28 protein-coding genes are annotated in these 26345 nt (G+C 58.5%); 9 read left to right on the top strand and 19 right to left on the bottom strand.

The genetic code is table 11. From position 1 onward, the window contains the following. Positions 1-174: transcription antiterminator/RNA stability regulator CspE (gene cspE, locus QMM04_RS09025; RefSeq protein WP_282996037.1), on the top strand; the 174-nt coding region annotated here is incomplete at its 5' end. A 358-nt stretch (positions 175-532) separates the two neighbouring features. Continuing rightward, on the top strand, positions 533-958 hold the full coding sequence (locus QMM04_RS09020) for a GNAT family N-acetyltransferase (protein WP_021508597.1): 426 nt from the start codon (positions 533-535) through the stop codon (positions 956-958). On the opposite strand, the gene QMM04_RS09015 is transcribed toward QMM04_RS09020, so the two are convergent. After that, positions 942-2297 carry an aminotransferase class I/II-fold pyridoxal phosphate-dependent enzyme gene (locus tag QMM04_RS09015; RefSeq protein WP_282996036.1) on the bottom strand — a complete coding sequence of 452 codons (1356 nt, stop codon included), beginning with the start codon at positions 2295-2297 and terminating at the stop codon, positions 942-944. The two genes, QMM04_RS09020 and QMM04_RS09015, sit on opposite strands and share 17 nt — an antisense overlap. A 135-nt stretch (positions 2298-2432) precedes the next feature. Between QMM04_RS09015 and QMM04_RS09010 the strand changes: the two genes are divergently transcribed. The 6 genes from QMM04_RS09010 to tatE all read left to right on the top strand — a co-directional run bounded on the left by QMM04_RS09010 (position 2433) and on the right by tatE (position 7123). Further along, entirely contained in the window at positions 2433-3392 is a 960-nt protein-coding gene (locus QMM04_RS09010) for a nitrate ABC transporter substrate-binding protein (RefSeq protein ID WP_150360913.1), read from the top strand. Positions 3393-3394: 2 nt separating this feature from the next. Next, positions 3395-4189: a deaminated glutathione amidase gene (locus tag QMM04_RS09005; RefSeq protein ID WP_059010522.1), complete on the top strand. Its 795-nt coding sequence runs from the start codon at positions 3395-3397 to the stop codon at positions 4187-4189. 22 nt (positions 4190-4211) lie between these two features. Further along, a complete protein-coding gene (locus QMM04_RS09000; RefSeq protein ID WP_104092684.1) occupies positions 4212-5099 on the top strand; it encodes an ABC transporter substrate-binding protein in 888 nt (295 codons plus the stop codon). After that, positions 5096-6055: an amino acid ABC transporter permease gene (locus tag QMM04_RS08995; RefSeq protein WP_021508592.1), complete on the top strand. Its 960-nt coding sequence runs from the start codon at positions 5096-5098 to the stop codon at positions 6053-6055. Before QMM04_RS09000 ends, QMM04_RS08995 begins: the two co-directional genes overlap by 4 nt. After that, positions 6052-6822 (top strand): amino acid ABC transporter ATP-binding protein, encoded by a 771-nt coding sequence (locus tag QMM04_RS08990; protein ID WP_132465584.1) that lies wholly within the window; start codon positions 6052-6054, stop codon positions 6820-6822. Before QMM04_RS08995 ends, QMM04_RS08990 begins: the two co-directional genes overlap by 4 nt. A 97-nt stretch (positions 6823-6919) precedes the next feature. Beyond that, on the top strand, positions 6920-7123 hold the full coding sequence (gene tatE / locus QMM04_RS08985; protein WP_010618871.1) for a twin-arginine translocase subunit TatE: 204 nt from the start codon (positions 6920-6922) through the stop codon (positions 7121-7123). Positions 7124-7201: 78 nt separating this feature from the next. Here the strand turns inward: tatE and QMM04_RS08980 are convergent, their stop codons facing one another. The 14 genes from QMM04_RS08980 to leuS all read right to left on the bottom strand — a co-directional run bounded on the left by QMM04_RS08980 (position 7202) and on the right by leuS (position 21866). Further along, a complete protein-coding gene (locus tag QMM04_RS08980; RefSeq protein ID WP_282996035.1) occupies positions 7202-8245 on the bottom strand; it encodes a hypothetical protein in 1044 nt (347 codons plus the stop codon). Between the two features lie 155 nt (positions 8246-8400). Beyond that, positions 8401-9366 carry a lipoyl synthase gene (gene lipA, locus QMM04_RS08975; protein ID WP_058757902.1) on the bottom strand — a complete coding sequence of 322 codons (966 nt, stop codon included), beginning with the start codon at positions 9364-9366 and terminating at the stop codon, positions 8401-8403. Positions 9367-9542: 176 nt separating this feature from the next. Next, positions 9543-10193 carry a lipoyl(octanoyl) transferase LipB gene (gene lipB / locus QMM04_RS08970; RefSeq protein WP_282996034.1) on the bottom strand — a complete coding sequence of 217 codons (651 nt, stop codon included), beginning with the start codon at positions 10191-10193 and terminating at the stop codon, positions 9543-9545. Between the two features lie 69 nt (positions 10194-10262). Further along, on the bottom strand, positions 10263-10526 hold the full coding sequence (gene ybeD / locus QMM04_RS08965) for a DUF493 family protein YbeD (RefSeq protein ID WP_010618866.1): 264 nt from the start codon (positions 10524-10526) through the stop codon (positions 10263-10265). Between the two features lie 93 nt (positions 10527-10619). Then, the gene (gene dacA / locus QMM04_RS08960; protein WP_021508587.1) at positions 10620-11831 is read right to left on the bottom strand and encodes a D-alanyl-D-alanine carboxypeptidase DacA; all 1212 of its coding nucleotides are present in this window, start codon (positions 11829-11831) and stop codon (positions 10620-10622) included. Between the two features lie 118 nt (positions 11832-11949). Then, complete coding sequence (rlpA, locus tag QMM04_RS08955) at positions 11950-13050, bottom strand: endolytic peptidoglycan transglycosylase RlpA (protein ID WP_132465575.1); 1101 nt, start codon at positions 13048-13050, stop codon at positions 11950-11952. A gap of 10 nt (positions 13051-13060) precedes the next feature. Next, complete coding sequence (gene mrdB / locus QMM04_RS08950; protein ID WP_031279886.1) at positions 13061-14173, bottom strand: peptidoglycan glycosyltransferase MrdB; 1113 nt, start codon at positions 14171-14173, stop codon at positions 13061-13063. A gap of 8 nt (positions 14174-14181) precedes the next feature. After that, positions 14182-16086 carry a peptidoglycan DD-transpeptidase MrdA gene (mrdA, locus tag QMM04_RS08945; protein WP_021508584.1) on the bottom strand — a complete coding sequence of 635 codons (1905 nt, stop codon included), beginning with the start codon at positions 16084-16086 and terminating at the stop codon, positions 14182-14184. 34 nt (positions 16087-16120) lie between these two features. Next, positions 16121-16591, bottom strand: a complete 471-nt coding sequence (rlmH, locus tag QMM04_RS08940; RefSeq protein WP_058757899.1) for a 23S rRNA (pseudouridine(1915)-N(3))-methyltransferase RlmH — start codon at positions 16589-16591, stop codon at positions 16121-16123. 3 nt (positions 16592-16594) lie between these two features. Beyond that, positions 16595-16912, bottom strand: coding sequence for a ribosome silencing factor (rsfS, locus tag QMM04_RS08935; protein WP_282996033.1), 318 nt, complete (start codon positions 16910-16912; stop codon positions 16595-16597). A gap of 92 nt (positions 16913-17004) precedes the next feature. After that, a complete protein-coding gene (gene nadD / locus QMM04_RS08930) occupies positions 17005-17649 on the bottom strand; it encodes a nicotinate-nucleotide adenylyltransferase (protein ID WP_282996032.1) in 645 nt (214 codons plus the stop codon). Continuing rightward, the gene (holA, locus tag QMM04_RS08925; RefSeq protein ID WP_021508580.1) at positions 17642-18673 is read right to left on the bottom strand and encodes a DNA polymerase III subunit delta; all 1032 of its coding nucleotides are present in this window, start codon (positions 18671-18673) and stop codon (positions 17642-17644) included. The genes nadD and holA overlap by 8 nt, the downstream gene beginning before the upstream one ends. Continuing rightward, on the bottom strand, positions 18670-19269 hold the full coding sequence (gene lptE / locus QMM04_RS08920; protein WP_021508579.1) for an LPS assembly lipoprotein LptE: 600 nt from the start codon (positions 19267-19269) through the stop codon (positions 18670-18672). Before lptE ends, holA begins: the two co-directional genes overlap by 4 nt. A gap of 14 nt (positions 19270-19283) precedes the next feature. Then, positions 19284-21866 (bottom strand): leucine--tRNA ligase, encoded by a 2583-nt coding sequence (gene leuS / locus QMM04_RS08915; RefSeq protein ID WP_152391253.1) that lies wholly within the window; start codon positions 21864-21866, stop codon positions 19284-19286. Between the two features lie 221 nt (positions 21867-22087). Here leuS and QMM04_RS08910 point away from each other — a divergent pair, with 221 nt between their 5' ends. Further along, positions 22088-22570: a zinc ribbon-containing protein gene (locus QMM04_RS08910; RefSeq protein WP_021508577.1), complete on the top strand. Its 483-nt coding sequence runs from the start codon at positions 22088-22090 to the stop codon at positions 22568-22570. Between the two features lie 437 nt (positions 22571-23007). Here the strand turns inward: QMM04_RS08910 and QMM04_RS08905 are convergent, their stop codons facing one another. From QMM04_RS08905 to QMM04_RS08890, 4 genes are all read right to left on the bottom strand, one after another. Beyond that, complete coding sequence (locus tag QMM04_RS08905) at positions 23008-23733, bottom strand: amino acid ABC transporter ATP-binding protein (protein WP_058757895.1); 726 nt, start codon at positions 23731-23733, stop codon at positions 23008-23010. Then, positions 23734-24411, bottom strand: a complete 678-nt coding sequence (gltK, locus tag QMM04_RS08900) for a glutamate/aspartate ABC transporter permease GltK (RefSeq protein WP_152391251.1) — start codon at positions 24409-24411, stop codon at positions 23734-23736. Further along, a complete protein-coding gene (locus QMM04_RS08895; protein ID WP_021508574.1) occupies positions 24411-25151 on the bottom strand; it encodes an amino acid ABC transporter permease in 741 nt (246 codons plus the stop codon). The genes gltK and QMM04_RS08895 overlap by 1 nt, the downstream gene beginning before the upstream one ends. Positions 25152-25312: 161 nt before the next feature. Continuing rightward, positions 25313-26206: an amino acid ABC transporter substrate-binding protein gene (locus tag QMM04_RS08890; RefSeq protein WP_104092691.1), complete on the bottom strand. Its 894-nt coding sequence runs from the start codon at positions 26204-26206 to the stop codon at positions 25313-25315. Positions 26207-26345 lie beyond the last annotated feature (139 nt).

Genomic DNA, 26345 nt, shown 5'->3' with positions numbered 1-26345 from the left:
GAGTCCAAAGGAATCGGTTTCATTACTCCAGAAGAGCGCAGCAAAGATGTGTTCGTACACTTCTCTGCTATCCAGAGCAACGGCTTCAAAACTCTGGCTGAAGGTCAGCGTGTAGAGTTTGAAATCACCGACGGCGCTAAAGGCCCATCTGCTGCTAACGTTACCGCTCTGTAAGTTAACAGTCAGAATTTTAAAAACCCGCCTGATGGCGGGTTTTTTTTGTGCTTTTTTCAGCCCTGCCACCAGCTAATGGCCCAGGCGATAATCACCAGCGTACTAAGCGACAGCGCCAGCCATTCATTAAAACAGTGCGGTACCAGATTCTTCATGTGCCATGCCTCGCAACTTCATTTATGCCAGCATGGCAAAGCAAGATTAAGCCAGCCTTAAGCCAGCGTGACAGCGGCATGACAAGGCACATTCTGCGGCGTCGCTCACAGATAATTCCCGTAACATACTCATAACAAAGCTTACTTGCAGATTTTTCAGCGGCAACGCTATATAACAGCAGTCAGGGAACGGAGGAGGCAGGATGAACATACGTGAAGCACAGGCCAAAGACAGCTTTGCCCTGAGTGCACTGTTAACCGAGCTGGGTTATCGCGGCACGGAAAAATTTATCAGCGATCGGCTGGCGCAATTGTGCGCCCATCCCGACGAGACGCTGCTGGTGGCGGAACACGGTAACCAGGTGCTGGGATTTCTTTCGCTGCACTTTATTCCGCAGCTGGCATTAGCGGGCGATTTCGCGCGCATCAGCTATTTCTGTATCGCCGAGGGCGAGCGCAGTAAAGGCAGCGGCCAGCAGCTGCTGAACCACGCCGAGCAACTGGCGCGTGCCCGCGGCTGCGACCGCATGGAAGTGCATTGTCACGCCTCGCGACTGAAAGCTAACCAGTTTTATGCGCGAGAAGGCTACGTTGAATCGCCACGCTATCACATCAAAGATCTGGGCTGATATTAAGCTCGCGTCCGCAGGCAATCACTAACGCATCGGCGATGCTGTCGAGCTGATCGGCCGGCAGCCGCGCAATGCTGACGCGAATGAACTGTCCGCTGTTGATGCTGCAGCGTTCGCCTGGCAGCACGGTGATGCCCCGGGCGGCGAGGGTGATCATGGCATACTGCTCTGACGCCACCGGCAGCATCACGCTCAGGCCGTCGCGATCTTCCTGTACCAGCCCGTGCCGCGCCAGTGCGGCCAGCAACTGCTGACGGCGCGCGGCATACGTGGCTTTAGCCTGCTGTATGCGCTGCTGGGTGGGCGCATCGCTCAGCATCCAGGCCACCGCATCCTGCAGAATACGGCTGGTCCAGCTGACCCCGAAGTTACGCCACGACTGCAGCCGTTTCACCAGTTCTGCCGTGCCGGATACCACCGCCAGCCGCAGATCCGGGCCGTAGGCTTTGGAAAAGGAGTGCACGTGCAGCGTGCGCTGCGGATAGTGGCGGCCGAGACTCCATACCGGCCAGCGCGACAAATCGCCGATGCCGTCATCCTCGACAATCAGGGTGGCACTCTGCGCCAGCACCTGCGCCAGCGCTTCGCTGCGCTGCTGGCTGACGCTGTAGCCGGTCGCCGAGTGGGTGCGTGGCTGATAAATGAACATCGCTGGCGCTTTCTGTAAGTGTGTCGCCAGCACTGCGGGCAGCGGTCCCTGCTCATCACCGGGCAGCGGCAGGATCTCGGCACCGATGTTGTCGAGCATATCCAGCAGACGCGTCGCGGTCGGATCTTCAATCACCACCCGATCGCCGGGTGACAGCAGCGTCTGCACTATCAGGTTCATGGCATCAAAGCCGCCATCGGTCGCCAGCCACGCCTCCGCCGGACAGGGCCAGCGCGGCGCAATGGCCGCCTGCAGCTGTGGCGAAATCGCCTCACGCTGATAGCTATTCAGCTGCGGTGAAGCCAGCCCGGCCAGCATCGCCGGGCGCAGGTCCGGCAGCAGTGCCGGATCGGGCGCAGCCATCGCCAGCGCGGCTTTGACGTTTTCACCATAGTTGCCAATTTTCTCAAAGCGGACCGGTCGCGGCATCACACTGTTGCCGCATACCCAGATTCCGCTTCGCCCTTTACCCGCCAGCACTTTCTGCTTTTTCAGCTGCGCCCAGGCCGCGGATACCGTGGCCGGACTCACGCCCAGCCGCTCCGCCAAATCGCGCACCGCCGGCATCTGCATGCCTACGGCAATCTGTCCGTCGCGAATCAATGTTGACGCGGCGAGGGTAATGCCTTTTACCGAGGCGTCGTTAATCTGCTGGCTGAGCCACTCTGCATCCACAATTTGCGTCATAAGAAAAAGCTTTGTTCAGTAACAAAGAAATGATTGTTCAGATTAGTATTCGCGTTTTAGACTCAAATTCAAGCACAATTTGCAGAAAAAATGCACAGCGCCAGCGTGGCGGCTGAACAAACGGAGAAGCACACGATGATCACTATCAGACTGGCGGTGCGCGACTGGGATTACTTCACGCCGTTGGCGCTGGGCGATATTCAGCCACAGGGCTTCAGGCTGGTCATTGACCGCGTAGGCACGCTGGTGGATAACCTGGCCAGCAGTGAACACTACGAAGGCGGTGAGGTGTCGTTCAGCCGCTATGCGCAGGCACGGGCGCGCGGCGACGATTCACTGCTCGGCCTGCCGCACTTTCTGATGCGTGGCTTTCGCCAGCGCTGCATCATCACCACCACAACCAGCCCGCTCACCACCCCAGCCCAGCTGAAAGGCAAAAGAATCGGCGTTACCGGCTGGCAGGACTCCGGTAATACCTGGACGCGCACCGTGCTGCGTGAAGCGGGCGTCGATATCAACGACGCCTTCTGGTTTGCCGGACGCCTGACCGCTGATCATCCGATTGTTGACCGGCTGGCGGGATTTGGTCGCCCGGGCCGCATCGAACCGGCGCCGGACGAGCGTCCGCTGATTGAACTGTTGAAAGCCGGCGAGCTGGATGCGGTGTTCACGCCGTTTATGCCTGAGGGTTTTTTCCTGAAAGATTCCGGTCTGCGCCAGCTGCAGGCGGATTTCGTCAGTGCTGAGCGCGACTACTTCAACCGCGTCGGCTATGTGCCCGGTATTCATCTGCTGGCGCTGAAGCCGGCGCTGGCGGCGGCGCATCCGTGGCTGCCGCAGGCGCTGAGCGAGGTGATCGATCGCGCGTATCAGCTGTGGATGCGCAAACGCGAGAAGTACGCGGATACCACGCCGTGGCTGCTGGATGATTTGCGACGCACCGCGCAGGAATTGCCTGCCGACTGGAATCAAAACGGATTTACCGCTAACAAAAGGATGATTGCCGACTTCGCCCGTGAGCTGTTTCAGCAGGGCTTAACCACAACGTTGCTCTCGCCGGAGGAGATTTTCCCGGCGGCGGCCAGAGGGGAGTGAAGATGAAAGTAGCCATGGGGCAGTTCGCCGTTAGCCGCGAATGGCAGGAGAACACCGCCATTTGTCGTGGTCTGATGCAGGATGCGCTGGCGGCGGGCGCCGATCTGCTGGTGCTGCCGGAAGGCGTGCTGGCGCGAGATATCGCCGATCCCGATCTGGTGTTAAAAGCCGCACAGCCGCTGGACGGGCCGTTTGTCAGTCAGCTGCTGGAAACCAGCAAAGGTAACGCGCTGACCACCATGATGAGCGTGCACGTGCCGACGCAGGATAACAAAGCGCACAACGTACTGATTGCACTGCGTAATGGCGAAATCATCGCGCAGTATGTCAAGCTGCATCTGTACGATGCCTTCGCCATGCAGGAGTCGCAGCGGGTTAATCCGGGTGATGCCGTGCCGCCACTGGTTGAGGTGGCTGGCATGAAAGTCGGGCTGATGACCTGCTACGACGTGCGTTTTCCCGAACTGGCGCGCCGGCTGGTGCTGGACGGTGCCGACGTGCTGGTGCTGCCTTCCGCCTGGGTAAAAGGACCGTTAAAGGAGATGCACTGGGAACTGCTGACCAGTGCGCGCGCGCTGGAAAACACCTGCTACATGGTGGCGGTAGGCGAGTGCGGGCCGCGCAACATTGGTAACAGTCTGGTGATCGATCCGCTTGGCGTGGTGATTGCTAAGGCACCGGAGTGCGCTGCACTGGTGTTTGCCGAACTGGATCCGGCCCGCATCGCCTACGCCCGCAGCGTGCTGCCGGTACTGGAAAATCGCCGCTTTGCCCGTCCGGAATTGCAATCACTTTGACCTGCCTGGGGGAAACTGACTGATGAAAATGCTTTTAACCGCCATCGCGCTGGCGACCGGCCTGACGGCGAGCGTCGTCCAGGCAGCGGACGCCATTCCGACGCAAAAAATGGATAAGGCGCTGCACGATCGGCTGCCAGCGCAGATCAAACAGGCTGGCAAAATGATCTCGGTAAACAACGGCTCCTTTCCGCCGTATGAGATCGTTAACGGGCCGCACTCAATGGATGGCGCCTCGGCCGATCTTACCGTGGCGCTCGGCCAGCTGCTGGGCGTGAAAATTGAACACGCGACGGTGAGCGGTCTGTCCGGCGTACTGGCCGGCATTAATTCCGGACGCTATCAGATGGCCATCGGGCCGATAGGTGATTATCCGGATCGCCAGCAGAAGGTGGACTTCATCGACTACGTGCAGGAGTTCGTGGTGTTTGGCGTGCAGAAGGGCAATCCGGCGCACATCAACGGTCTGGCAGATACCTGCGGCAAGCGCATCGCGGTAATGGCGGCCGGTTCGGCGGAGCAGGTGATCCGCAAACAGTCAGCCGCCTGTGAGGCTGCGGGCAAACCTGCAGTCGTGGTGCAGTCCTTTACCGATCAGCCTTCGTCGATACTGGCGGTGCGCTCGAAGCGTTCGGATGCCTTCTTCTCCTCGCAGGCGCCGCTGACCTATTTCATTGAGCAGGCGCAGGGGCAACTTGAACTGTCTGGTCAGGGGCAGAAAAACGGCTTTGGCGATATCTTTCAGGGCACGGTTGTTCCCAAAGGCTCGCCGCTGGGCGAGGTGGTGCTGGATGCCTACAAAGAACTGTTTGCCAACGGCACCTACGCGGCCATCATGAAAAAGTGGCAGCTGGACGGCAACATGCTGCCGCAGCCGGGACGTAACCTGGCGCAGGAGACGGCAAAATGAGTGCCGTCGGCCCCAACGCGCGCCCCACGGATCAGGCTGACGTGCCGCAGCGCGACGTCGCTTTTGCCCGTAGCGCGCCCGCGTATGGACGCTGGGTTAGCTGGATCGTGGTCCTGACGCTGGCAGCGAATGGTCTGTGGCTGGTGGCGACCAATCCCAATTTTGAGTGGCACGTGGTGCTGCAGTGGTTTACCGAAGGCTCGGTGCTAAAAGGGCTGCAGGTGACGCTCGGTCTGACGGTGGTGTCGATGGTGCTGGGCACCCTGCTGGGGCTGCTGCTGGCGGTCTGGCGGCTGTCAGAGAATAAACTGCTGAGCGGCGTGTCGGCGCTCTACATCTGGTTCTTTCGCGGTACGCCGCTGCTGGTGCAGCTGATATTCTGGTACAACCTGTCGACGCTGTTTCCCACGCTATCGATCACCGTGCCGTGGACGGACATCACCTTTGCCAGCTGGAATACTAACGATCTGATCACGCCGCTGACCGCCGCCATCGCCGGTCTGGCGCTCAACGAGGCCGCCTATATGGCGGAGATTATCCGTGCCGGCCTGCTGTCGGTCGATCACGGTCAGGTTGAAACCACTCAGGCGTTTGGCATGAGCCGCAGCCGCGCGCTGCGGCGTATCATCATTCCACAGGCGATGCGCGCCATTATTCCCCCGACCGGCAACCAGCTGATTAGCATGATCAAAGCTACGTCGCTGGTGAGCGTCATCGCGATGGGCGATCTGCTCTATTCGGTGCAGGCCGTTTACAACCGTACCTTTGAAATCATTCCGATGCTGATGGTGGCGGTGATCTGGTATCTGCTGATTACCTCGATCCTCAATGTCGGCCAGTCAGCCATTGAGCGCTACTACGCGCGCGGCAGCAAACGTACCGTGGTGGTGAACAAACGACGCGCCAGCAGTGACACGGCGCTGGCTGCGGCCCCGCGTTTAAAGGAGGACGTATGAGCGAGATTCAGCCGCTGGTGCGCGCGCGTAATGTGCAAAAGAGCTTTGGTGATAACGCGGTGCTGAAAGGCATCGACCTTGATGTGTTCCCGGGCGAAGTGGTGGTGATTCTCGGGCCTTCGGGCTCCGGCAAGTCGACCTTTCTGCGCTGCATTAATCATCTGGAAGAGATGAATGCCGGCTCGATTATGGTGGGCGACGAGCAGATTGGTTATGCGCTAAAGCGCGGCCTGCTGCATCGCCTGTCGGCGCGGAAAATTGCCCATCAGCGGCAGAAAATCGGCATGGTGTTTCAGCAGTTCAATCTCTATCCCCATATGACGGTACTGCAAAACATCATGGAAGCGCCGATTGGCGTGCACAAGTTCCCACGCGATGAGGTGCTGCAACACGCGCGTGAGCTGCTGGCAACGGTCGGATTGAGCGATAAAGCCGACGCCTGGCCGCGGCATCTGTCGGGGGGACAACAGCAGCGCGTGGCGATTGCCCGTGCGCTGGCGATCAAACCGCTGCTGATGCTGTTTGATGAGCCGACTTCGGCACTGGATCCGGAACTGGTGGGGGAAGTGCTGGCTACAATGCGTACGTTAGCCGATCGCGGCCTGACCATGATTGTGGTGACGCATGAAATCGGCTTTGCGCGTGAAGCCGCCGACCGCGTGGTGTTTATGGATGGCGGCGTGGTGGTAGAACAGGGCCCGCCGGAGCAGGTGATTGGCAATCCGCAGCATCCGCGCACTCAGGCGTTTCTCAGCCGCTTTATCTGAACGGGGATCTCACTCTGTTACAGATTGCAGTTGAGCGTGGTGAATAACTGCGCGTTAATAGTGCTGTCCGTTTTTCGCGAAGGTTGAAAGGTAAAATATGGAAGGTATCAGTATTGCCAAACTGCTGATCATCGGTGCGCTTATCGTACTGCTTTTTGGCACCAACAAGTTACGTTCACTGGGTGGCGATCTGGGTTCCGCAATCAAGGGCTTTAAAAAAGCCATGAAAGATGATGAATCCACCGCAACCAAAAGCAGTGCCGAAGAAACGCCTGCTGAACGCGTCGGCCATAAAGAGTAATCTCTGCGCTGAACGTCAATAAGTGTAAATATTTATTACGTTAAAAAACCAGACTGCTACAGTCTGGTTTTCGTTTTTTTAGTGCCAGACAATGTGATGTTCCAGCGGTTCATCCCAGCCTGGCAGGTTGCCACCATGATCGCCGCTGGCGGTCAGTGTGCTGTCAGCATTGTTCCACTCATCCAGCCATGCTTCGCTGAAGGTCAGCGGCAGAATAGCGGGCGCAATATCATCCTGCTGCATCGCCAGTTCCATCAGTGCACAATCAATCGCGCTGAGATCGCTGTCATCAATCGGCGTGATAATGGCGGCAGGCTGCGGCAGTACGGTAATCAACTTATTGTAACGGCTGCTGACATGCCCCTGTTCATCGACGAACTCTGCACTGAAAACATGCTGTGCCGCGCTTAAATCGGTGGGCTGAGCGAACTGCCAGAGACCTTGTTCGTCGCCGGTTACCACCTCGATCAGCACATTATCGATATAAATATGCACCTGAGCGCCGGCCGCCAGCGTGCCGCTAAACATTTTCGGCTCACCGCTGTCATCGTAATCCACCGCATAGTCGGGTTGCTGTATGTCGCGCAGCACAGCCACCTCAGGCAGGTTCAGCGGCTGCCGGGCTGTGGGCGTGGGGACAGCCGACGGGTGGGGCGTCTGATGTTCTGCTGCATACCATGCCGCAGGCAGCGCGCTGACCAGCGACAGCGCCGGGCTGAGCGCCGGAACCTCAGGCAGGCTGTGCCAGACGCTCTCGCCGGCGGCCTGCTGCGCTGACTCCAGCGGCGGCAGCGCTGGCAGCAACGGCGTTTCATCCGGCGTTACGCTGCGCAGTTCGGTGAAAGGCAGTGCGGGCGCAGACGCAGGCTGCGCGCTTTGCGGCAGGTGCAGATGAATTTCGTCGTAGCGGTGGTCGATGCTGATGGCGGTTGCAAGAAACGCCAGTTCGCACGACGCATGGGGCGTCACGAACGGATTAGTGATATCCATGGGCGTGGTACGCGCTTTTAGCGCATCCAGGCTTTCGCCCGACGCGCCGCTTCGCGGTCTACCAGAGGATGGACCTGACACATCCGCCGCCCGCATAAAATCGAGCTCATCGATATGAAAGGATGATTGCATAATCTGACCTTTATGAAAAAAACACTGAGAAAATAAAATAATAAACAGGCTCTTATGGCCTCAGCGGTTAAAGCGACAGATTTGCGACAGGAATTAAGCGGTTTAAGCAGAATTTTTGCGATTGCGCCGCAGCAGGGCGCAATCGCGGCAGGAGGTTACTTCACTTCCAGGCCTTTCGCCTGCATATCAGCGTGATAAGACGAGCGGACGAACGGACCGCAGGCAGCGTGGGTAAAGCCCATCGCCAGCGCTTCTTCTTTCATCTCATCAAATTCAGCCGGGCTGACGTAACGCTGCACCGGCAGATGGTGACGGCTTGGCTGCAGGTACTGGCCGAGGGTCAGCATAGTGACACCGTGGCGACGCAGATCGCGCATCACTTCAATGATTTCCGCATTGGTTTCCCCGAGACCGACCATCAGACCGGATTTGGTCGGCACGTCCGGATGCGCCTCTTTGAAACGCTCCAGCAGCTTCAGCGACCACTCATAGTTAGCGCCCGGACGCACCTGACGATAGACGCGCGGTACGTTTTCCAGGTTATGGTTGAACACATCCGGCGGCGTAGCCGTGAGGATCTCCAGCGCGCGATCCATACGCCCGCGGAAGTCCGGCACCAGCGTTTCAATTTTGATGGTCGGGCTTTTCTCGCGGATGGCGCTGATGCAGTCAGCAAAGTGCTGTGCACCGCCGTCACGCAGATCGTCGCGGTCCACCGAAGTGATCACCACATAGCGCAGCGCCATGTCGGCGATGGTTTGTGCCAGCTTCAGCGGCTCGTTGGCGTCCGGCGCGTTTGGCCGACCGTGTGCCACATCGCAGAACGGACAGCGGCGGGTACAGATGGCACCGAGGATCATAAAGGTGGCGGTGCCGTGGTTAAAGCATTCGGCAAGGTTAGGGCAGGAAGCCTCTTCACACACCGAGTGCAGGCCGTTTTTACGCATCGCCGCTTTGATGCCCTGAATGCGGCTGGAATCCGCAGGCAGCTTGATCTTCATCCACTCCGGCTTACGCAGGATTTCCTGGCGTTCGGTGACCACGGTTTTTACCGGAATCAGCGCCATTTTGTCGGCATCGCGATACTTGACGCCACGTTCCATCTGAATTGGTTTACTCATAAATCTGCAGGTTCCGGTCGGGATTGCGATTTGAAAGCTTCCTCACTCAAACTGAGAACCAGGCTTTCAACTTTATTTGAAAAAATTGCAAAAATTATATCATCTCGCCGGGGCAGAAGCAGCCGATAAGCCGTGGCGAAAGTTACAATTTTGTAAATGCGCACGTACGGTCAAGGTCAGCACGCGACCTCATCATGCCATTCCGTATCGCTAAAGCCGGTCAGGCGCGCGAAATGCTGCACCAGGCGCGGCTGCACGTCCGCCGGCGTGATGCCGGGCCGGAAGACGCTGATCTGCGTCATCTGCAAGCCGGCATAGCCACAGGGATTGATGCGCAGGAAGGGCGCCAGATCCATCGCAACATTGAGCGCCAGACCGTGAAACGAGCAGCCTTTACGGATGCGCAGGCCGAGCGAACAGATTTTCGCATCGCCAACGTATACGCCGGGCGCATCCGCACGCGCACGCGCGCTGATGTCGTAATCAGCCAGCGTAGCGATGACCGTCTCTTCCAGTGCGGTGACCAGATCGCGCACGCCCAGCTTGCGGCGTTTAACGTCAATCAGTACATACATCACCTGCTGGCCCGGGCCGTGATAGGTCACCTGGCCGCCGCGATCGCTCTGTACCACCGGAATATCGCCCGGCACCAGCACATGTTCGGCTTTGCCCGCCTGGCCCTGAGTAAACACCGCGGGGTGTTCCACCAGCCAGATTTCATCGGCGGTGGCGCTGTCGCGCCGATCGGTAAAGTGATGCATGGCATCGGAGACGGGCTGCCAGTCGCGCTGGCCAAGCTGACGAACAAGAAGCGTATTAGCAGACAAAGCAGAAGTCCGGTAGCGAGTGGAGGGCAGAGTATAACGCTGGCAAAGCGGCCTTTACCAGCGTCAGCATTACAGCACCATGCGCACGATTTCGATGTTGCCCAGCTCTTCGTACAGGGTTTCCACCTGTTCGATGTGGGTGGCGTTAATGGTGATCGACACCGAGTGATAATTGCCTTTGCTGCTGGGCTTCACGTCAGGGCTGTAGTCGCCGGGCGCATGACGCTGCACCACTTCAACCACTTGATCAACCAGCTCCGGTTGCGCCAGGCCCATCACTTTGTAGGTAAAAGGCGTCGGGAATTCGAGCAGTTCATTCAGTTTGGTTTTCATATTAACTCCGGTGCATAAAAAACAGGCTCCCGCCGAAGCGGGAGCAATATAGTAGCTTATCTGGGGACGGATTGGCGATTTTTCAAGCGCGCCTTAGCCGAACCAGTGATGGAACATCAGTTTGATGTAATCGATGATGCGGCTGAAGAAACCGCCTTCCTGCACTTCGTTCAGCACCACCAGCGGACGCTGTTCAATGGTTTTACCATCCAGCTGGAAGTTGATGCTGCCCACGACCTGGTTTTTCTGCAGCGGCGCGTGCAGTTCGGTGTTGTTCAGCACGTAACTGGCCTTGAGGTCTTTCATGCGGCCGCGCGGGATGGTCAGGTAGGCATCTTTTTCCACGCCGAGCTGCACGCGATCGCTGTTGCCAAACCATACCGGCTCAGAGGCAAACTCTTTGCCCGCCTTCAGCGGTGCCACGGTTTCGAAGAAGCGGAAGCCCCAGGTCAGCAGCTTTTTACTCTCGGTTTCACGGCCTTTGAAGGTGTGACCGCCCATCACCGCCGAGATCAGACGCATCTGGCCTTCGGTCGCTGACGCCACCAGGTTGTAGCCGGCGGCTTCGGTGTGGCCGGTTTTGATGCCGTCGACGTTCAGGCTGGTATCCCACAGCAGGCCGTTACGGTTCATCTGGCGGATGTTATTAAAGGTGAACTCTTTCTCTCTGTAGACCGCGTACTCATCCGGCACATCGCGAATCAGCGCCTGACCAATCAGCGCCATGTCACGCGCCGTACTGTACTGACCGTCAGCATCAAGACCGTGCACGGTCTGGAAATGGGTATTTTTCAGGCCCAGCGCGCCCACGTAGTTGTTCATCAGGTTAACGAACGCGTCCTGGCTGCCGGCGACGTAATCGGCCATCGCCACGCAGGCGTCGTTACCGGACTGCAGCACGATGCCGCGCGTCAGCTGAGAGACCGGTACGCGATCGCCCGGCTTGAGGAACATCAGCGAGGAGCCTTTGAACACCGGATTGCCGGTTGCCCAGGCATCTTTACCGACGGTAACAATGTCATCCTGATGGATTTTGCCCGCTTTGACCGCCTGGCCGATGACGTAGCTGGTCATCATTTTGGTCAGACTGGCCGGGTCGCGGCGCGCGTCCGCGTTCTTTTCCGCCAGCACTTTGCCGGAGTTATAGTCGATCAGCACGTAAGCTTCGGCATCGATGTCCGGCACGCCCGGAATCATGGTTTTCAGATTAACATCATCTGCAAAGGCAACGTGGCTGAGGGAGAGAGCGACCAGTGATCCCACTGTCAGGCGTTTCAGAAAACGAGAAGGTTTCAGCGTATTCATGTTCAGGACTACAGCATCCGTGGGGTTAAGAGTGAAAAAAGTGCCTTACTATAGCAAAGCTGCCATCGTGCGACATCTGGCTTTATGCCTCAGTGTCAGCAGGCAAGGGCACGGCCCGTCACATTGACGGGCGGGCCGTGGTAATAAAGGAGCTGATCTGCGCTTCAGTGCTCAGACGCTGCTGCAGCGCCGCGGCCTGAGCCCGGCTGCTGAAACCGCCAAGTTGCACGCGATAGACGTTGCCATTGGCTTCCACCGCGCCGGGTACACCAAAGCGCTGGCCAAGGCTGTCCGCCATCTGCCGGGCGCGTGCGGCATCATTCAGGGCGCCAACCTGTACCACAAAACCGCTGCCGGCATGGGCGCTGGCGTTGTGGCTGGCCGGAGCCGGACTCGCTGCCGCAGCCGCAGCCGGTGCGGCAGGGCTGGCGGCAACCGCTGTGGCCGGCGCGCTGCCTTCCAGTACGCCGCTGGCTAACGGCTGCGGTGCGCCGAGAAAGCCGCTGCTCTGCACCGGTGCACCGATGTTGCCGTTGCTCTGCAGTGAACTGTTATCCACCGCGCGGACGTCCTGTGCGGCAGGCGCTGGCGCGCTGCTGGCGCCGGTCATCACCATGCCGCCGCTCAGGTCAGGCCGTGCCGGCAGCGCATAGCTCTGTTTGGCCACGGTGGTGCCGATGGTGCCCGGGCCGGACACCGAACCGTCCGGCGCTACCTTGATGTAATCCACCCGTACGCGGGTGTTATTGGAAATATTCAGGCGATCGCCCGCGGCGCGCGACAGGTCGATAATCCGGCCCGGCGTATAAGGGCCGCGATCGTTGACGCGCACCACAATTTGCCGGCCGTTGGCCAGGTTGGTGACGCGCACGTAGCTTGGCAGCGGCAGGGTAGGGTGTGCGGCGCTTAACGCGTCCGGATCGTAGGTTTCACCCAGCGCGGTGCGGTTGCCCTGCGCTTCTTCACCGTACCAGGTTGCCAGACCAACTTCACTGTAGTTAGACGGATCTTTAATCACCCGGTAGGTTTTGCCGTTGACGCTGTAGTCCTGGCTGGTAGAGGGATTGATCGGCTCATAGCGCGGCTCCACGCCGGGAATCTCCACCACCGGGCCATTGTAGGCCGGCTGCGGCGGGGCCGTGTTCGTCTGCTGTTCCGGTGTGGAACAGGCAGCCAGTACCAGTGATGCCAGAGCAACCCCAAGCCAGTCCTTACGCATGTGCAGCCTCTTAAACGCTTTTAGATAACATTTTTCGATGAGTGTGGATCGACATCACGATGCCAAATCCGGCCATTAACACAATCAGCGCCGATCCGCCGTAGCTCACCAGCGGCAGCGGCACGCCAACCACCGGTAAGATACCACTAACCATGCCAATGTTAACGAAAACATACACAAACAGAATCAGCATCAGGCCGCCGGACATCACGCGACCAAAAGTGGTTTGCGCGCGTGCGGCAATCACCAGCCCGCGCATGATCAGCAGCAGATAAAGTACCAGCAGCAGCAGGACGCCCACCAGGCCGAGCTCTTCCGCCAGCACCGCGAAGATAAAGTCGGTGTGACGTTCGGGCAGAAACTCCAGCTGCGACTGGGTGCCATGCAGCCAGCCTTTGCCGCGCAGGCCGCCGGAGCCGATAGCAATCTTGGACTGAATAATGTGGTAGCCGGCACCGAGCGGATCGCTCTCCGGATCGAGCAGCATCATCACGCGGTCGCGCTGATAATCGTGCATCAGGAAGAACCACAGAATCGGGATGAACGCCGCCACCAGCAGCACGGCCACGCCAATCAGCTTCCAGCTCATGCCCGAGAGGAACAGCACAAACAGGCCGGAGGCGGCGATCAGAATGGAGGTACCGAGGTCCGGCTGCGCCGCCACCAGCAGCGTCGGCATGAAAATCAGCACCAGCGCGATGCCGGTGTTTTTCAGCGTTGGCGGGCAGACATCGCGGTTGATGAAGCGAGCCACCATCAGCGGCACGGCGATTTTAGCGATTTCCGACGGCTGGAAGCGCACAAAACCGAGATCCAGCCAGCGCTGCGCCCCTTTACTGATGTGGCCGAAGGCATCGACCGCCACCAGCAAAATCACGCAGACAATGTAGAGGTAGGGCGCCCAGCTTTCATACACGCGCGGCGGCACCTGCGCCATCACCAGCATGATGATGGTGCCCATGGCAATCTGCCCGAGCTTGCGCTCCATCATGCCCGGATCCTGGCCGCTGGCGCTCCAGATAACAATGGCGCTGTAGGCCAGCAGGCTGATGATGATCAGCATAAACAGCGGGTCGATATGGATACGCGTCCAGATCGTTCTTTTCTGGGGACTATCGTTCATCGACATCGTTATTCACCTTCGTAGCCGGGCGGCATGGGTGCGGCTTCTGGCAGCACGGTATTGTTGTCGCCCAGCATTATGTGGTCGAGAATCTGGCGCATCACGGTGCCCACCGCCGGGCCGGCACCGCCGTTTTCCAGAATCATGGTGACGGCGACGCGCGGCTTGTCGTACGGCGCGAAGGCGGTCATCAGCTTATGGTCACGCAGCCGTTCGGCAATTTTGTGCGCGTTGTAAGTCTCATTCTCTTTCAGGCCAAACACCTGTGCGGTACCGGATTTCGCCGCAATCTTGTACGGTGCATCGGCAAAGCTTTTGTGCGCGGTGCCGTTGGCGCGGTTGGCCACGCCATACATCCCGTCTTTGGCGATCTCCCAGTAGCCGGAGTGAATGTCGCCAATCGGCGCATCCGGCGGCTGGCGATACGGCACCATGCTGTTGCCTTCACGGGTGGCGCGCAGCAGGTGCGGCACTTTAATCACGCCGTCGTTAATCAGGATCATCAGCGCTTTGTTCATCTGCACGGGCGTCGCCGTCCAGTAGCCCTGGCCGATACCGACCGGAATGGTATCGCCCTGATACCACGGCTTCTTGAAGCGCTTCATCTTCCATTCGCGCGTCGGCATGTTGCCGGGGCTCTCCTGCGGCAGGTCGATACCGGTACGGTGGCCGTAGCCGAATTTGGTCATCCACTCCGACAGGCGGTCGATGCCCATGTCATAGGCCACCTGATAGAAGAAGGTATCCGCCGACTCTTCCAGCGATTTGGTGACGTTGAGGCGACCGTGGCCCCACTTTTTCCAGTCGCGGTAGCGTTTTTCCGAGCCCGGCAGCTGCCACCAGCCTGGATCGAACAGGCTGGTATTACGGTTGATCACGCCGGCACTGAGCGCTGAGACCGCCACATAAGGTTTAACCGTGGAGGCTGGCGGATACGATGCCTGCAGCGCACGGTTATACAGCGGGCGGTTCTCATCGCCGAGCAGCGCCTTATAATCTTTACTCGAAATACCATCGACAAACAGATTCGGATCGTAACTGGGTGTGGAGACCAGCGCGAGAATCTCACCGGTGCGCGGATCGCTCACCACCACGGCGGCGCGGCTGCCGGTCAGCAGGGTTTCGATGTACTGCTGTAGCTTGAGATCGATGGTCAGCCAGATATCGCGTCCGGCCTGCGGTGACTGCTCATGCAGCTGACGGATCACGCGACCGCGGTTGTTAACTTCCACCTCTTCGTAACCGGTTTTGCCGTGCAGCACATCTTCGTAATAGTTTTCGATGCCGAGCTTACCGATGTCGTGGGTGGCCGCGTAGTTCGGCCATTTGCCTTCTTCATCAAGGCGCTTGACGTCACGATCGTTGATTTTCGAGACGTAACCCACCACGTGCGTCAGCGTCTGGCCGTAAGGGTAGTAGCGGCGCTGGTAGCCTTTCACTTCCACGCCCGGGAAACGGTACTGGTTCACTGCGAAGCGCGCGACCTGCACTTCATTCAGGCCGGTTTTGACCGGAATCGAAGTAAAGCGGCGCGAGCGCTTGCGCTCTTTTTCAAACGCATCGATATCGTCGTCGGTCAAATCCAGCACCGGCCGCAGATCCTGCAGCGTCTGCTTCAGGTCATCGACTTTTTCCGGCACCAGCTCGGCCTGGTAAATGGTGCGATTGAGCGCCAGCGGCACACCGTTGCGGTCATAGATGATGCCGCGGCTGGGGGCAACCGGCACCAGTTTGATGCGGTTTTCGTTTGAACGGGTACTGTAGTCGTCGAAGCGCAGGATCTGCAGATGATACAGATTGACCACCAGCACGCTGGAGAGCAGCAGGATGCCGACAAAGGCCACCAGGGCGCGGCGGACAAACAGTTTCTGTTCGGCAGTGTAATCGCGAAAAGCGTTGCTCTGTAATTTCATCCGCTGCGTTTATTGTCTGGAGGTTGTCAGGCGTTTATTCACGGTGATAAGGGTGATTAGTGGTAATACTCCAGGCACGATACAGGCTTTCCGCCACCAGCACACGCACCAGCGGGTGCGGCAGCGTTAACGCGGACAGTGACCAGCTCTGCTCGGCTGCCGCTTTACACGCCGGCGCCAGGCCTTCCGGCCCACCAATCAGCAGGCTGACATCACGCCCGTCCAGCTTCCAGCGCTCTAACTGCTGCGCCAGCTGCGGCGTTTCCCACGGCTGTCCGGGAATATCCAGCGTCACAATGCGGTTGCCTTTGCCCACCGCCGCCAGCATCGCTTCACCCTCTTTTTCCAGAATGCGTTTGATGTCGGCGTTTTTGCCGCGTTTACCGGCCGGCACTTCAGTCAGCTCAAACGGCATATCTTTGGGAAAGCGACGCAGGTACTCCATGAAACCGGTCTGAACCCAGTCGGGCATTTTGGTGCCGACGGCGACAAGCTGCAGTTTCAACTTTTAGCTCCAGAGCTTTTCCAGCTCGTACAGCTGGCGGCTCTCTTTCTGCATCACGTGCACGATCACTTCACCGAGATCGACCACAACCCAGTCAGCAGCCGCTTTGCCGTCGACGCCGAGCGGTTTCAGGCCAGCCGCGCGCGATTCCTGCATCACATGGTCAGCGATGGAGGAGACGTGACGGTTGGAGGTCCCGGTACAGATAATCATGCAATCGGTGATACTGGATTTGCCCTGCACATCAATCGCAACGATGTCCTGGCCTTTGAGATCATCAATCTTATCAATAACGAACTCTTGGAGTGCTTTGCCTTGCAAAAGGTTCCCCTTAAAAACAGGTGATTATGGGCAGGCTGAATGCCCCGGAAAACGCAGCCAAAAATGAAGCGGCGCAGTATAGCACGCGGCGATCAATCGCGATATAAGCCCGCGCGATCGATGTAGTCGATCACCGCCGCCGGCAGCAGATCGGCGCAGTCCTGGCCATGATGGCGGCGCTGGCGAATCTCAGTGGCAGAAATGTCGAACAGCGGCGTATCGGCCAGCCAGATGTGGCCTGCCGGTGCGCGATGCAGCTGCTGCACCTCATGCGCGCGGTGCGCATCCAGCCACTGCTGCATCTCTGGCGTAGCCATCTGCGCAGCGTAGCCTGGACGCTGACAAACCAGCAGGTGACACAGCGACAGCAGCTCCTGCCAGCGATGCCATTTTCCTAACGTTAGCAGAGAATCCTGACCGATGATAAACCCGAGGGGCTGTTGTGCACCGCGCTCGGCGCGCAGGGTTTCCAGCGTGTCCACCGTCCATGACGGCGTGGTGCGCGTCAGCTCGCGCGTGTCGATATCAAACAGCGGACGATCGGCAATGGCGCAGCACAGCATCGCCACGCGCTGTTGGGCGCTGGCTTCCGGCTGTGGCCGGTGCGGCGGCACGTTGTTCGGCAGCAGCGTCACTTTTTGCAGGCCAACCTGCTGCGCCAGCGCGGTGACCGGACGCAGATGCCCGAAATGAATTGGATCGAAGGTGCCGCCAAACAGCGCGTAAAGGTCAGACATCAGTTAAACCCAGCGGAAAATCACGATGGCACAGCAGCAACGACAGCGTCTCCAGCTGCGGCCACAGATTCTGACCGTAGTCCTGCTTCATGGTCAGTTCGAGTTGAGCCAGCAGATGCACCGCTTGCTGCAGCCGTTGCGCATCCAGTCGCTGCAGCGCTTCAGTGAACAGGGCACGGCGGTTCTGCCAGATACGTTGTTGATCCATAAGCGTGCGCAGCGGCTGCTTCGCCTGCTGGCGTTGCAGCTGCAGTAGCGTCAGCAGATCGCGCTGCAGCGTGCGCAGCAGAATCACCACTTCGCTGTCCTCTTTTTGCAGCTGACGCAAAATGTGCAGCGCGCGTTTGCTCTTGCCGGCCAGCAGCGCATCAACCCAGTGAAACGGCGTGAAATGCGCGGCATCGTTCACCGCTTCTTCCACGCGGGGCAGCGTCAGTTTGCCATCCGGCCACAGCAGCGACAGCCGCTCCAGCGCCTGGGCCAGCGCCAGCAGATTACCTTCATAACAGTAGCAGAGCAGCTGAATTGCCGCGTCATCAATACTCAGCTGCAGGGCTTTCGCGCGGGCGGCCACCCAGCGCGGCAGCTGCGCCTGTTCCGGCGTCTGGCACGGCACCAGCACCGCACTGGCGCTGAGCGCTTTGAACCACGCGCTGTTTTCCTGCGCTTTGGTCAGCTTCGCCATCCGCAGCACCAGCATAATGTCGCTGTGCAGCAGCGCCGCCAGTTTCACCAGCTGTTCGGCGATGGCGGCGTTGGGGCCGTTTTCCGGCAGCTGCAGCGTCAGCGTCTGGCGCTGTGTGAACAGGCTCAGCGACTGACAGCTGGCGAAAATCGCCTCCCAGTCAGTCTGCGCATCAACGCTGACGGAAAAATGCTCGTCGAAGCCCTGCTGAGCGGCGGCAGCGCGGATGGCATCTGCGCTCTCCTGAATCAGCAGGGGTTCATTACCGGTGAGAAAATAACAGGCGCGCAGCCCCTCTCGAAGCTGCGCGCGCAGTTGTTCAGGATAGATCCTGATCATTGCAGACTGGTGGCTGACGAGGAGGGCACTTCCGGTGAGTCCGCGCCTGGCGCAATCACTTCAGGTTGCGGCAGCGTCTCTTTGTTGCTCTCCTGCGCGGCGTGTACCGTCAGCAGCTTACGTACCAGCTGTTCGGCGGCACGCTGACGCATCTCCTGCACGATCATATCCTGCTCGGCATCCTTCGCCAGCGCGGCGTTCGGGTTGTCGAAGAACGAACGGTACACCGTGGTGCTGATCGGATAAATGCCTTTACCCGGCAGCAACACCTGCGCGCTGACGGTCATCACCAGCGAGTATTCGGCGGTGGTGCCGCTGATGAATACCGACGCGGTGTCGCGTCCCTGACTCTCCGCGCCGAGACGCAGCGTCGGGTATTGCGCACTGGCCGCTTTGCTGTCTTCAACGATTTTGACATCGTTGATGCGCAGCTGCTGACGCACGGTGCGCGCCAGCGGGCCATACGGATCGCCGCTCTGGACGATCAGCGTTTTCATTTCCGGTGGCACCTGCGTGGTGCCGCGCGGATGAAAACCACAGCCGGCAGTGACCAGCACTGCCAGCAGGACAAACAGCCTGATAACGAGTTGTCGCACAGTTCCTCCTGAACTTAACCTACGACCAGGTTAAGCAGTTTGCCAGGGACATAAATCACTTTACGAAGGGTGACGCCATCCAGATATTTCGCCACCAGATGCTCCTGTGCCGCACGCGCCTGCACCTGTTCCTGCGTCGCATCCGGCGCCACGGTAATTTTACCACGCACTTTACCGTTGACCTGCACTACCACCAGCAGCGAATCCTCTACCATTGCCGCTTCATCGGCAACCGGCCAGCTGGCGTCGTCGATGCTGCCTTCGCCACCCAGTGCCTGCCACAGCACGTAGCTGGCGTGCGGGGTGAATGGATAGAGCAGGCGCGTTACGGCGACCAGCGCTTCCTGCATCAGGGCGCGATCCTGTTCGCTCTCCTGCGGCGCGCGCAGCAGTTTGTTCATCAGCTCCATGATCGCCGCAATCGCGGTGTTGAAGGTCTGACGACGGCCGATGTCATCCGCCACTTTGGCGATGGTTTTGTGCAGATCGCGACGCAGCGCTTTCTGCTCATCGTTGAGCGCGTTGACATCCAGCGCCACGGTCGCGCCTTTAGCCACGTGATCGTACGCCAGCTTCCACACGCGTTTCAGGAAGCGGTTTGCGCCTTCCACGCCTGACTCCTGCCACTCCAGCGTCATTTCCGCCGGGGAGGCAAACATCATGAACAGGCGCACGGTATCTGCGCCGTAGCGCTCAACCATCAGCTGCGGGTCGATGCCGTTGTTTTTGGACTTCGACATTTTGCTCATGCCCGCGTAGATCACTTCGCGGCCCTGATTGTCGATGGCTTTGGTGATGCGGCCTTTTTCGTCGCGCTCGACGTTAACGTCAACCGGAGAAACCCAGTTGCGCTCGCCGTTGGCGCCGACGTAGTAGAAGGCGTCAGCCAGTACCATGCCCTGACACAGCAGACGTTTGGCCGGCTCGTCAGAGTTGACCAGGCCCGCGTCGCGCAGCAGCTTGTGGTAGAAGCGGAAATACATCAGGTGCATGATGGCGTGTTCGATACCGCCCACATACTGATCGACCGGCAGCCAGTAGTTCGCTGCCGCCGGATCCAGCATGCCTTCGTTGTAGTTCGCACAGGTGTAACGCGCGTAGTACCACGATGATTCCATAAAGGTGTCGAAGGTGTCGGTTTCACGCAGCGCCGGCTGACCGTTGACGGTGGTTTTCGCCCACTCCGGATCGGCTTTGATTGGGCTGGTGATACCGTCCATGACCACGTCTTCCGGCAGAATTACCGGCAGCTGATCTTCTGGCGTTGGCATTACGGTGCCATCTTCCAGCGTCACCATCGGAATTGGCGCACCCCAGTAGCGCTGGCGTGACACACCCCAGTCGCGCAGGCGATAGTTTACTTTACGCACGCCGACGCCTTTGGCCGCCAGCGCATCGGCGATGGCGTTGAAGCCAGCGTCGTGGTCCAGACCGTCAAACTCGCCCGAGTTGAACAGCGTGCCTTTTTCGGTCATCGCCGCGGCGCTGATATCCGGCACGGTACCGTCGAGGTTGAGCACCACCGGTTTGATGTTGAGATCGTATTTGGTGGCGAATTCCCAGTCGCGCTGGTCATGACCCGGTACGGCCATTACGGCACCGGTGCCGTACTCCATCAGCACGAAGTTAGCGACCCAGACCGGAATCTCTTCGCCCGTCAGCGGATGGATAGCGTGCAGGCCGGTGGCCATGCCTTTCTTCTCCATCGTAGCCATGTCCGCTTCGGCGACTTTGGTGTTGCTGCATTCAGCAATGAAGTCAGCCAGCGCCGGGTTGTTGACGGCAGCCTGGCGCGCCAGAGGATGACCGGCTGCCACGGCGACATAGGTTGCCCCCATGAAGGTGTCCGGACGGGTGGTGTAAACCGTGACTTTTTCCGCGCTGTTGGCCACGTCAAAGGTGATCTCCACACCTTCAGAACGGCCAATCCAGTTGCGCTGCATGGTCTTGACCTGCTCCGGCCAGTCTTCCAGCTTATCGAGGTCGTTGAGCAGCTCTTCGGCGTAATCGGTGATTTTCACGAACCACTGCGGGATCTCTTTGCGTTCGACTTTGGTGTCGCAGCGCCAGCAGCAGCCATCGATCACCTGTTCGTTCGCCAGTACGGTCTGGTCGTTCGGGCACCAGTTGACTGCGGAGGTTTTTTTGTAGACCAGACCTTTTTCGTACAGTTTGGTGAAGAACCACTGTTCCCAGCGGTAATACTCAGGCTGACAGGTCGCCAGTTCGCGACTCCAGTCATAGCCGAAGCCCAGCAGTTTCAGCTGGTTTTTCATGTATTCGATGTTGTCGTAGGTCCAGGGTGCTGGCGCAGTGTTGTTTTTCACCGCCGCCCCTTCGGCGGGCAGGCCAAAGGCATCCCAGCCAATCGGCTGCAGGACGTTTTTGCCCAGCATGCGCTGGTAGCGCGCAATCACATCGCCAATGGTGTAGTTACGCACGTGGCCCATGTGCAGGCGGCCAGAAGGATAGGGCAGCATAGACAGGCAATAGTATTTCTCTTTGCCTTCCTGCTCGGTCACTTTGAAGGTTTCGTTTTCGTCCCAGTGCTGCTGGACGCGGGATTCTATCTCTTCCGGGCGGTATTGCTCTTGCATGGCTGCCTGTGGTCCTTGTGAAATCGTTTTTTAAACACTTTTGATCCGCATAGCATACCCATAAGGCCGCCCCTCAACAACAATTGACGCCCTCTGGCGGCGTGATTTGTGCGGAATGCGCCAGCGCTTTCACCCTTTTGCGATTTCCTCTGCGCTAAGCGCAGCAAATATGGCAAAGCGGCTAAACTTAACTCAGCATCCGCAGCGGAAAGGAGAACAAAATGAATAATGTGGCGCAGGAGTATCGTGCAACGGTAGCAGCATTAACCCAGCGGCTGGAGCGTGGCGAGCGTGATGTCGACGCACTGGTCGCCGAGGCGCGCAGCGCGCTGCTGCAGAAACAGACGCTGACCACCGCCGAAGTCGACGAGGTCATGCGCGCGGTGCGGCGCGATTTGCACGAGTTCGCGCTCAGCTATCAGGAATCCAGCGAAGCGCTCGGCGATTCAGTGTTTTTGCGGGTGATTCGTGAAAGCCTGTGGAAAGAGCTGGCCGATATCACTGATAAGAGCCAGCTGGAGTGGCGCGAAGTGTTTCAGGATCTGCGGCATCACGGCGTGTATCAGAGCGGCGAAGTGGTGGGACTGGGTAACCTGGTGTGTGAAAAGTGCGGCTTTACCCGGGCGATTTACACCCCGGAGAGCCTGACGCGCTGCCCGGAGTGCGGCCACGATCAGTTCCAGCGTCAGCCGTTTGAGCCCTGAATTATCACCGTGATCTAAAGCAAAAAAAGTATTGCTGCTGAAGGCGTGCGGACTGTCAGAAGGGAACCTGAACACGCCCGGATCGGCAAAACCCGCATCCCTGCGTGCCTCGACACGCGGCATCCCTGCCGCGTGACGTCCGGCTTAGTTCAGGATCCCTTCTGCCGTAAAAAAGCAGATGCGGCGGTATGCGCGCATTTAGTTACCGCGATGATGAAACTTAATGGTGCGCAAGGCATAGTGACTTGCGGCAGCCTCCGCGCCAGGGAAGGCGCGGCGGCAGGCTCCAGGAGGATTCATGCCGGTGCGGCAAGACGCTATGCCTTGCGCAGTCGGGTACCACATCACAGCAGCAATATATCGATTTTGGTGAAGTGCAGGCGGGGGCAAGATAAGCCCTGACGCTGGCGGTCCGTGGACCGCCAGAATTGTGAGTATTAGTGCAGGATTTTCGCCAGGAAGTCTTTGGCACGGTCGGACTGCGGATTGCTGAAGAAGTCATCCTTGTTGGTGTCTTCAACGATCTTTCCTTCGTCCATAAAGATGACGCGATTCGCCACTTTGCGTGCAAAGCCCATCTCGTGCGTCACCACCATCATCGTCATGCCTTCGTTGGCTAACTCCACCATGACGTCCAGCACTTCGTTGATCATCTCCGGATCCAGTGCGGAAGTCGGTTCATCGAACAGCATGGCGATAGGATCCATGCACAGCGCACGGGCGATGGCGACGCGCTGCTGCTGACCGCCAGACAGCTGACCAGGGAATTTCTCCGCATGCGCCGCCAGACCCACGCGCTTCAGCAGGGCAAGGCCCTTGTCGCGTGCGGCAGTTTTGTCGCGCTTCAGCACTTTCACCTGCGCCAGCACCAGGTTATCAATGATGCTGAGATGCGGGAACAGTTCGAAGTGCTGGAACACCATGCCCACTTTACTGCGCAGTTGGGCGAGATTGGTTTTTTTGTTGTTCACCTCGGTACCGTTCACCTGAATGCTGCCCTGCTGCACGGGCTCCAGCCCGTTCACCGTTTTAATCAGCGTCGATTTACCGGAGCCGGACGGTCCGCAGACCACCACTACCTCACCTTTCTTCACTTCGGTGGAGCAGTCGGTCAGCACCTGAAAGTGCCCATACCACTTAGAAACATTTTTCAGGCTAATCATTTAAACCGTCCTTTTTCTTTTCAGATAACTGACCAACAGCGAAGCGCTCAGGCTGATCACGAAGTAGACCAGACCGGCAAACAGAACCATTTCTACCTGGGTACCGTCACGTTCACCGATAGTGGACGCGGTGCGGAAGAAGTCCGCCAGGCTCAACACATACACCAGCGAGGTGTCCTGGAACAGCACGATGCCCTGCGTCAGCAGCAGCGGCACCATGGCGCGGAACGCCTGCGGCAGGATGATCAGCTTCATCGACTGCCACTGCGTCATACCCAGCGCCAGCGCCGCGTTGGACTGGCCGCGCGAGATGCTCTGGATACCGGCGCGGATAATCTCCGAATAGTAAGCGGCTTCAAACAGCGCAAACGCCACCATGGCGGAGATCAGGCGGATATCGGTTTTTGGCGACAGGCCAAGCACCTGCTGCAGGAAGCTGGGAACCACCAGATAGAACCACAGCAGCACCATCACCAGCGGCACCGAGCGGAACAGGTTCACGTACAGTTTGGCGAACCAGCGGACCGGGGCGAACGCGGACAAGCGCATCACCGCCAGAATGGTGCCCCAGATAATGCCAAACACTACCGCCACTGCCGTGATTTTCAGCGTAATGATCATGCCGTTAAGCAGATAGGGCAGGCTGGGCGGAATCGAACTCCAGTCAAAATCGTACATTATTTGCCTCCCAGGTTGCCGGGCAGGCGGATTTTGCGTTCTACCAGACTCATAATCAGCATGATCACCAGGTTAATACCGACGTAGGCCAGGGTGATAGCGGTGAAAGATTCATAGGCATGCGCCGAGTAATCCAGCAGCTTGCCCGCCTGCGCCGCCAGATCGACCAGACCGATGGTAGAGGCGATGGCGGAGTTCTTCACCAGGTTAAGCATTTCCGAGGTCATCGGCGGCACAATCACGCGGTAGGCGTTAGGCAGCAGCACGTAGCGGTAGGTCTGCGGCAGCGTCAGGCCCATCGCCAGACCGGCGTTTTTCTGGCCGCGCGGCAGCGACTGAATCGCGGCGCGCACCTGCTCACACACACGTGCGGCGGTGAATAGACCGAGACAGATGGTTGAAGAGAGGAAAAACTGGATGTTCGGGTCCAGTTCAGCCTTAAACCACATGCCGAGCTTCTCCCCGACCAGTTCTGGCGCCACCAGATACCAGAAGAAGAACTGCACGATCAGCGGGATATTACGAAACAGCTCCACGTAGCAGGTGCCAATCGTGGACAGCCAGCGATTAGGCACGGTACGCAGAATGCCAAAGAAGGAACCTACCAGGAAGGCGATAATCCAGGCACAGCAGGAAACCGCAACGGTTACCTGAAATCCGGACCACAGCCAGCCGAGGTAAGTCGTATTGCCGAACGGGGCCTGTTGTAAAAAGATGCCCCAGTTCCAATCGATACCCATAACGAGCTCCGGTAAAAAAAGGGTAGCGAGGCTACCCATAAGATTGTTGAGCGGTGTCTTGTGTCCTGCTTCAGGGGAACGGCCTGTTACAGTCTGTCTGTCCGCACCGCGTGTTCAGCAATCGAGAGGGCAGCAGTGCCGCCCTTGTTTTCATTGTTAATTCAGAGTGCTTTGTCGTTCGGTGCTTTAAACAGCGCCTGCATGTCAGAAGACAGCTCGAAGTTCAGGTTCAGGTTCTTCGGCGGAATTGGCTGTTTGAACCAGGTATCGAACCATTTGGTGGCTTCACCCGATGTCTGCGCTTTGGCGATGGTGTCATCCATCAGCTGTTTAAACGGCGCATCGTCTTTACGCAGCATGCAGCCATAAGCTTCTTTGGACTGCGGCGTACCAGTGATTTCCCAGTTATCCGGTTTCTTCGCCTTGGCACGTTCACCGGCCAGCAGCGCGTCATCCATCATGAAGGCCACTGCGCGACCGGTTTCCAGCGTGCGGAACGAGTCACCGTGATCTTTCGCGCTGATGATGCGCATATCCATTTTCTTCTCGTCATTCAGCTTGCGCAGCAGAATCTCAGAGGTGGTGCCCGAGGTGACGACCACGGTTTTGCCTTTCAGATCGGCGAAGTCTTTGATGTCGCCACCTTTCTTCACCAGCAGACGCGTACCGATGATGAAGATGGTGTCAGAGAACGCCGCCTGCTGCTGACGCTCTACGTTGTTGGTGGTCGAGCCACACTCGAAATCGTAGGTGCCGTTTTGCAGCAGTGGAATACGGTTTTGCGAGGTGATCGGCAGCATTTTGACCTGCAGATCCGGCTTATTCAGTTTCGCTTTGATGGCGGCAACAATGGCGTTGGAGTAGTCCTGCGAATAGCCCACCACTTTCTGCTGGTTGTCGTAGTAAGAAAAGGGAACGGATGACTCACGGTGCCCCACGACAATCACGCCACTATCATTGATTTTTTTCAGGGTGCCGGTGAGATCTTCCGCCTGGGCCGCGCCCGCTGCTGTGCCCAACAGCAGAAGCGATAATGCCACTTTGCGAATCTGCATGTTCCTACTCCTTCGTGTGAATGTTGCGCAGAACATAAACTGCGCAGATTGTGATGTTGTGTGTATTTCCTGCTGCTTTTTTAATTATCCCTTAGCGCAACTGCGCGCAGGATAGTGATTAACATAGCGAATTGTTAAC

Source organism: Pantoea sp. Pa-EAmG, assembly GCF_030024295.1.
In the GTDB taxonomy this organism is placed as follows: Bacteria; Pseudomonadota; Gammaproteobacteria; order Enterobacterales; family Enterobacteriaceae; genus Pantoea; species Pantoea dispersa.
This window is presented reverse-complemented; position numbering and strand designations above follow the sequence as displayed.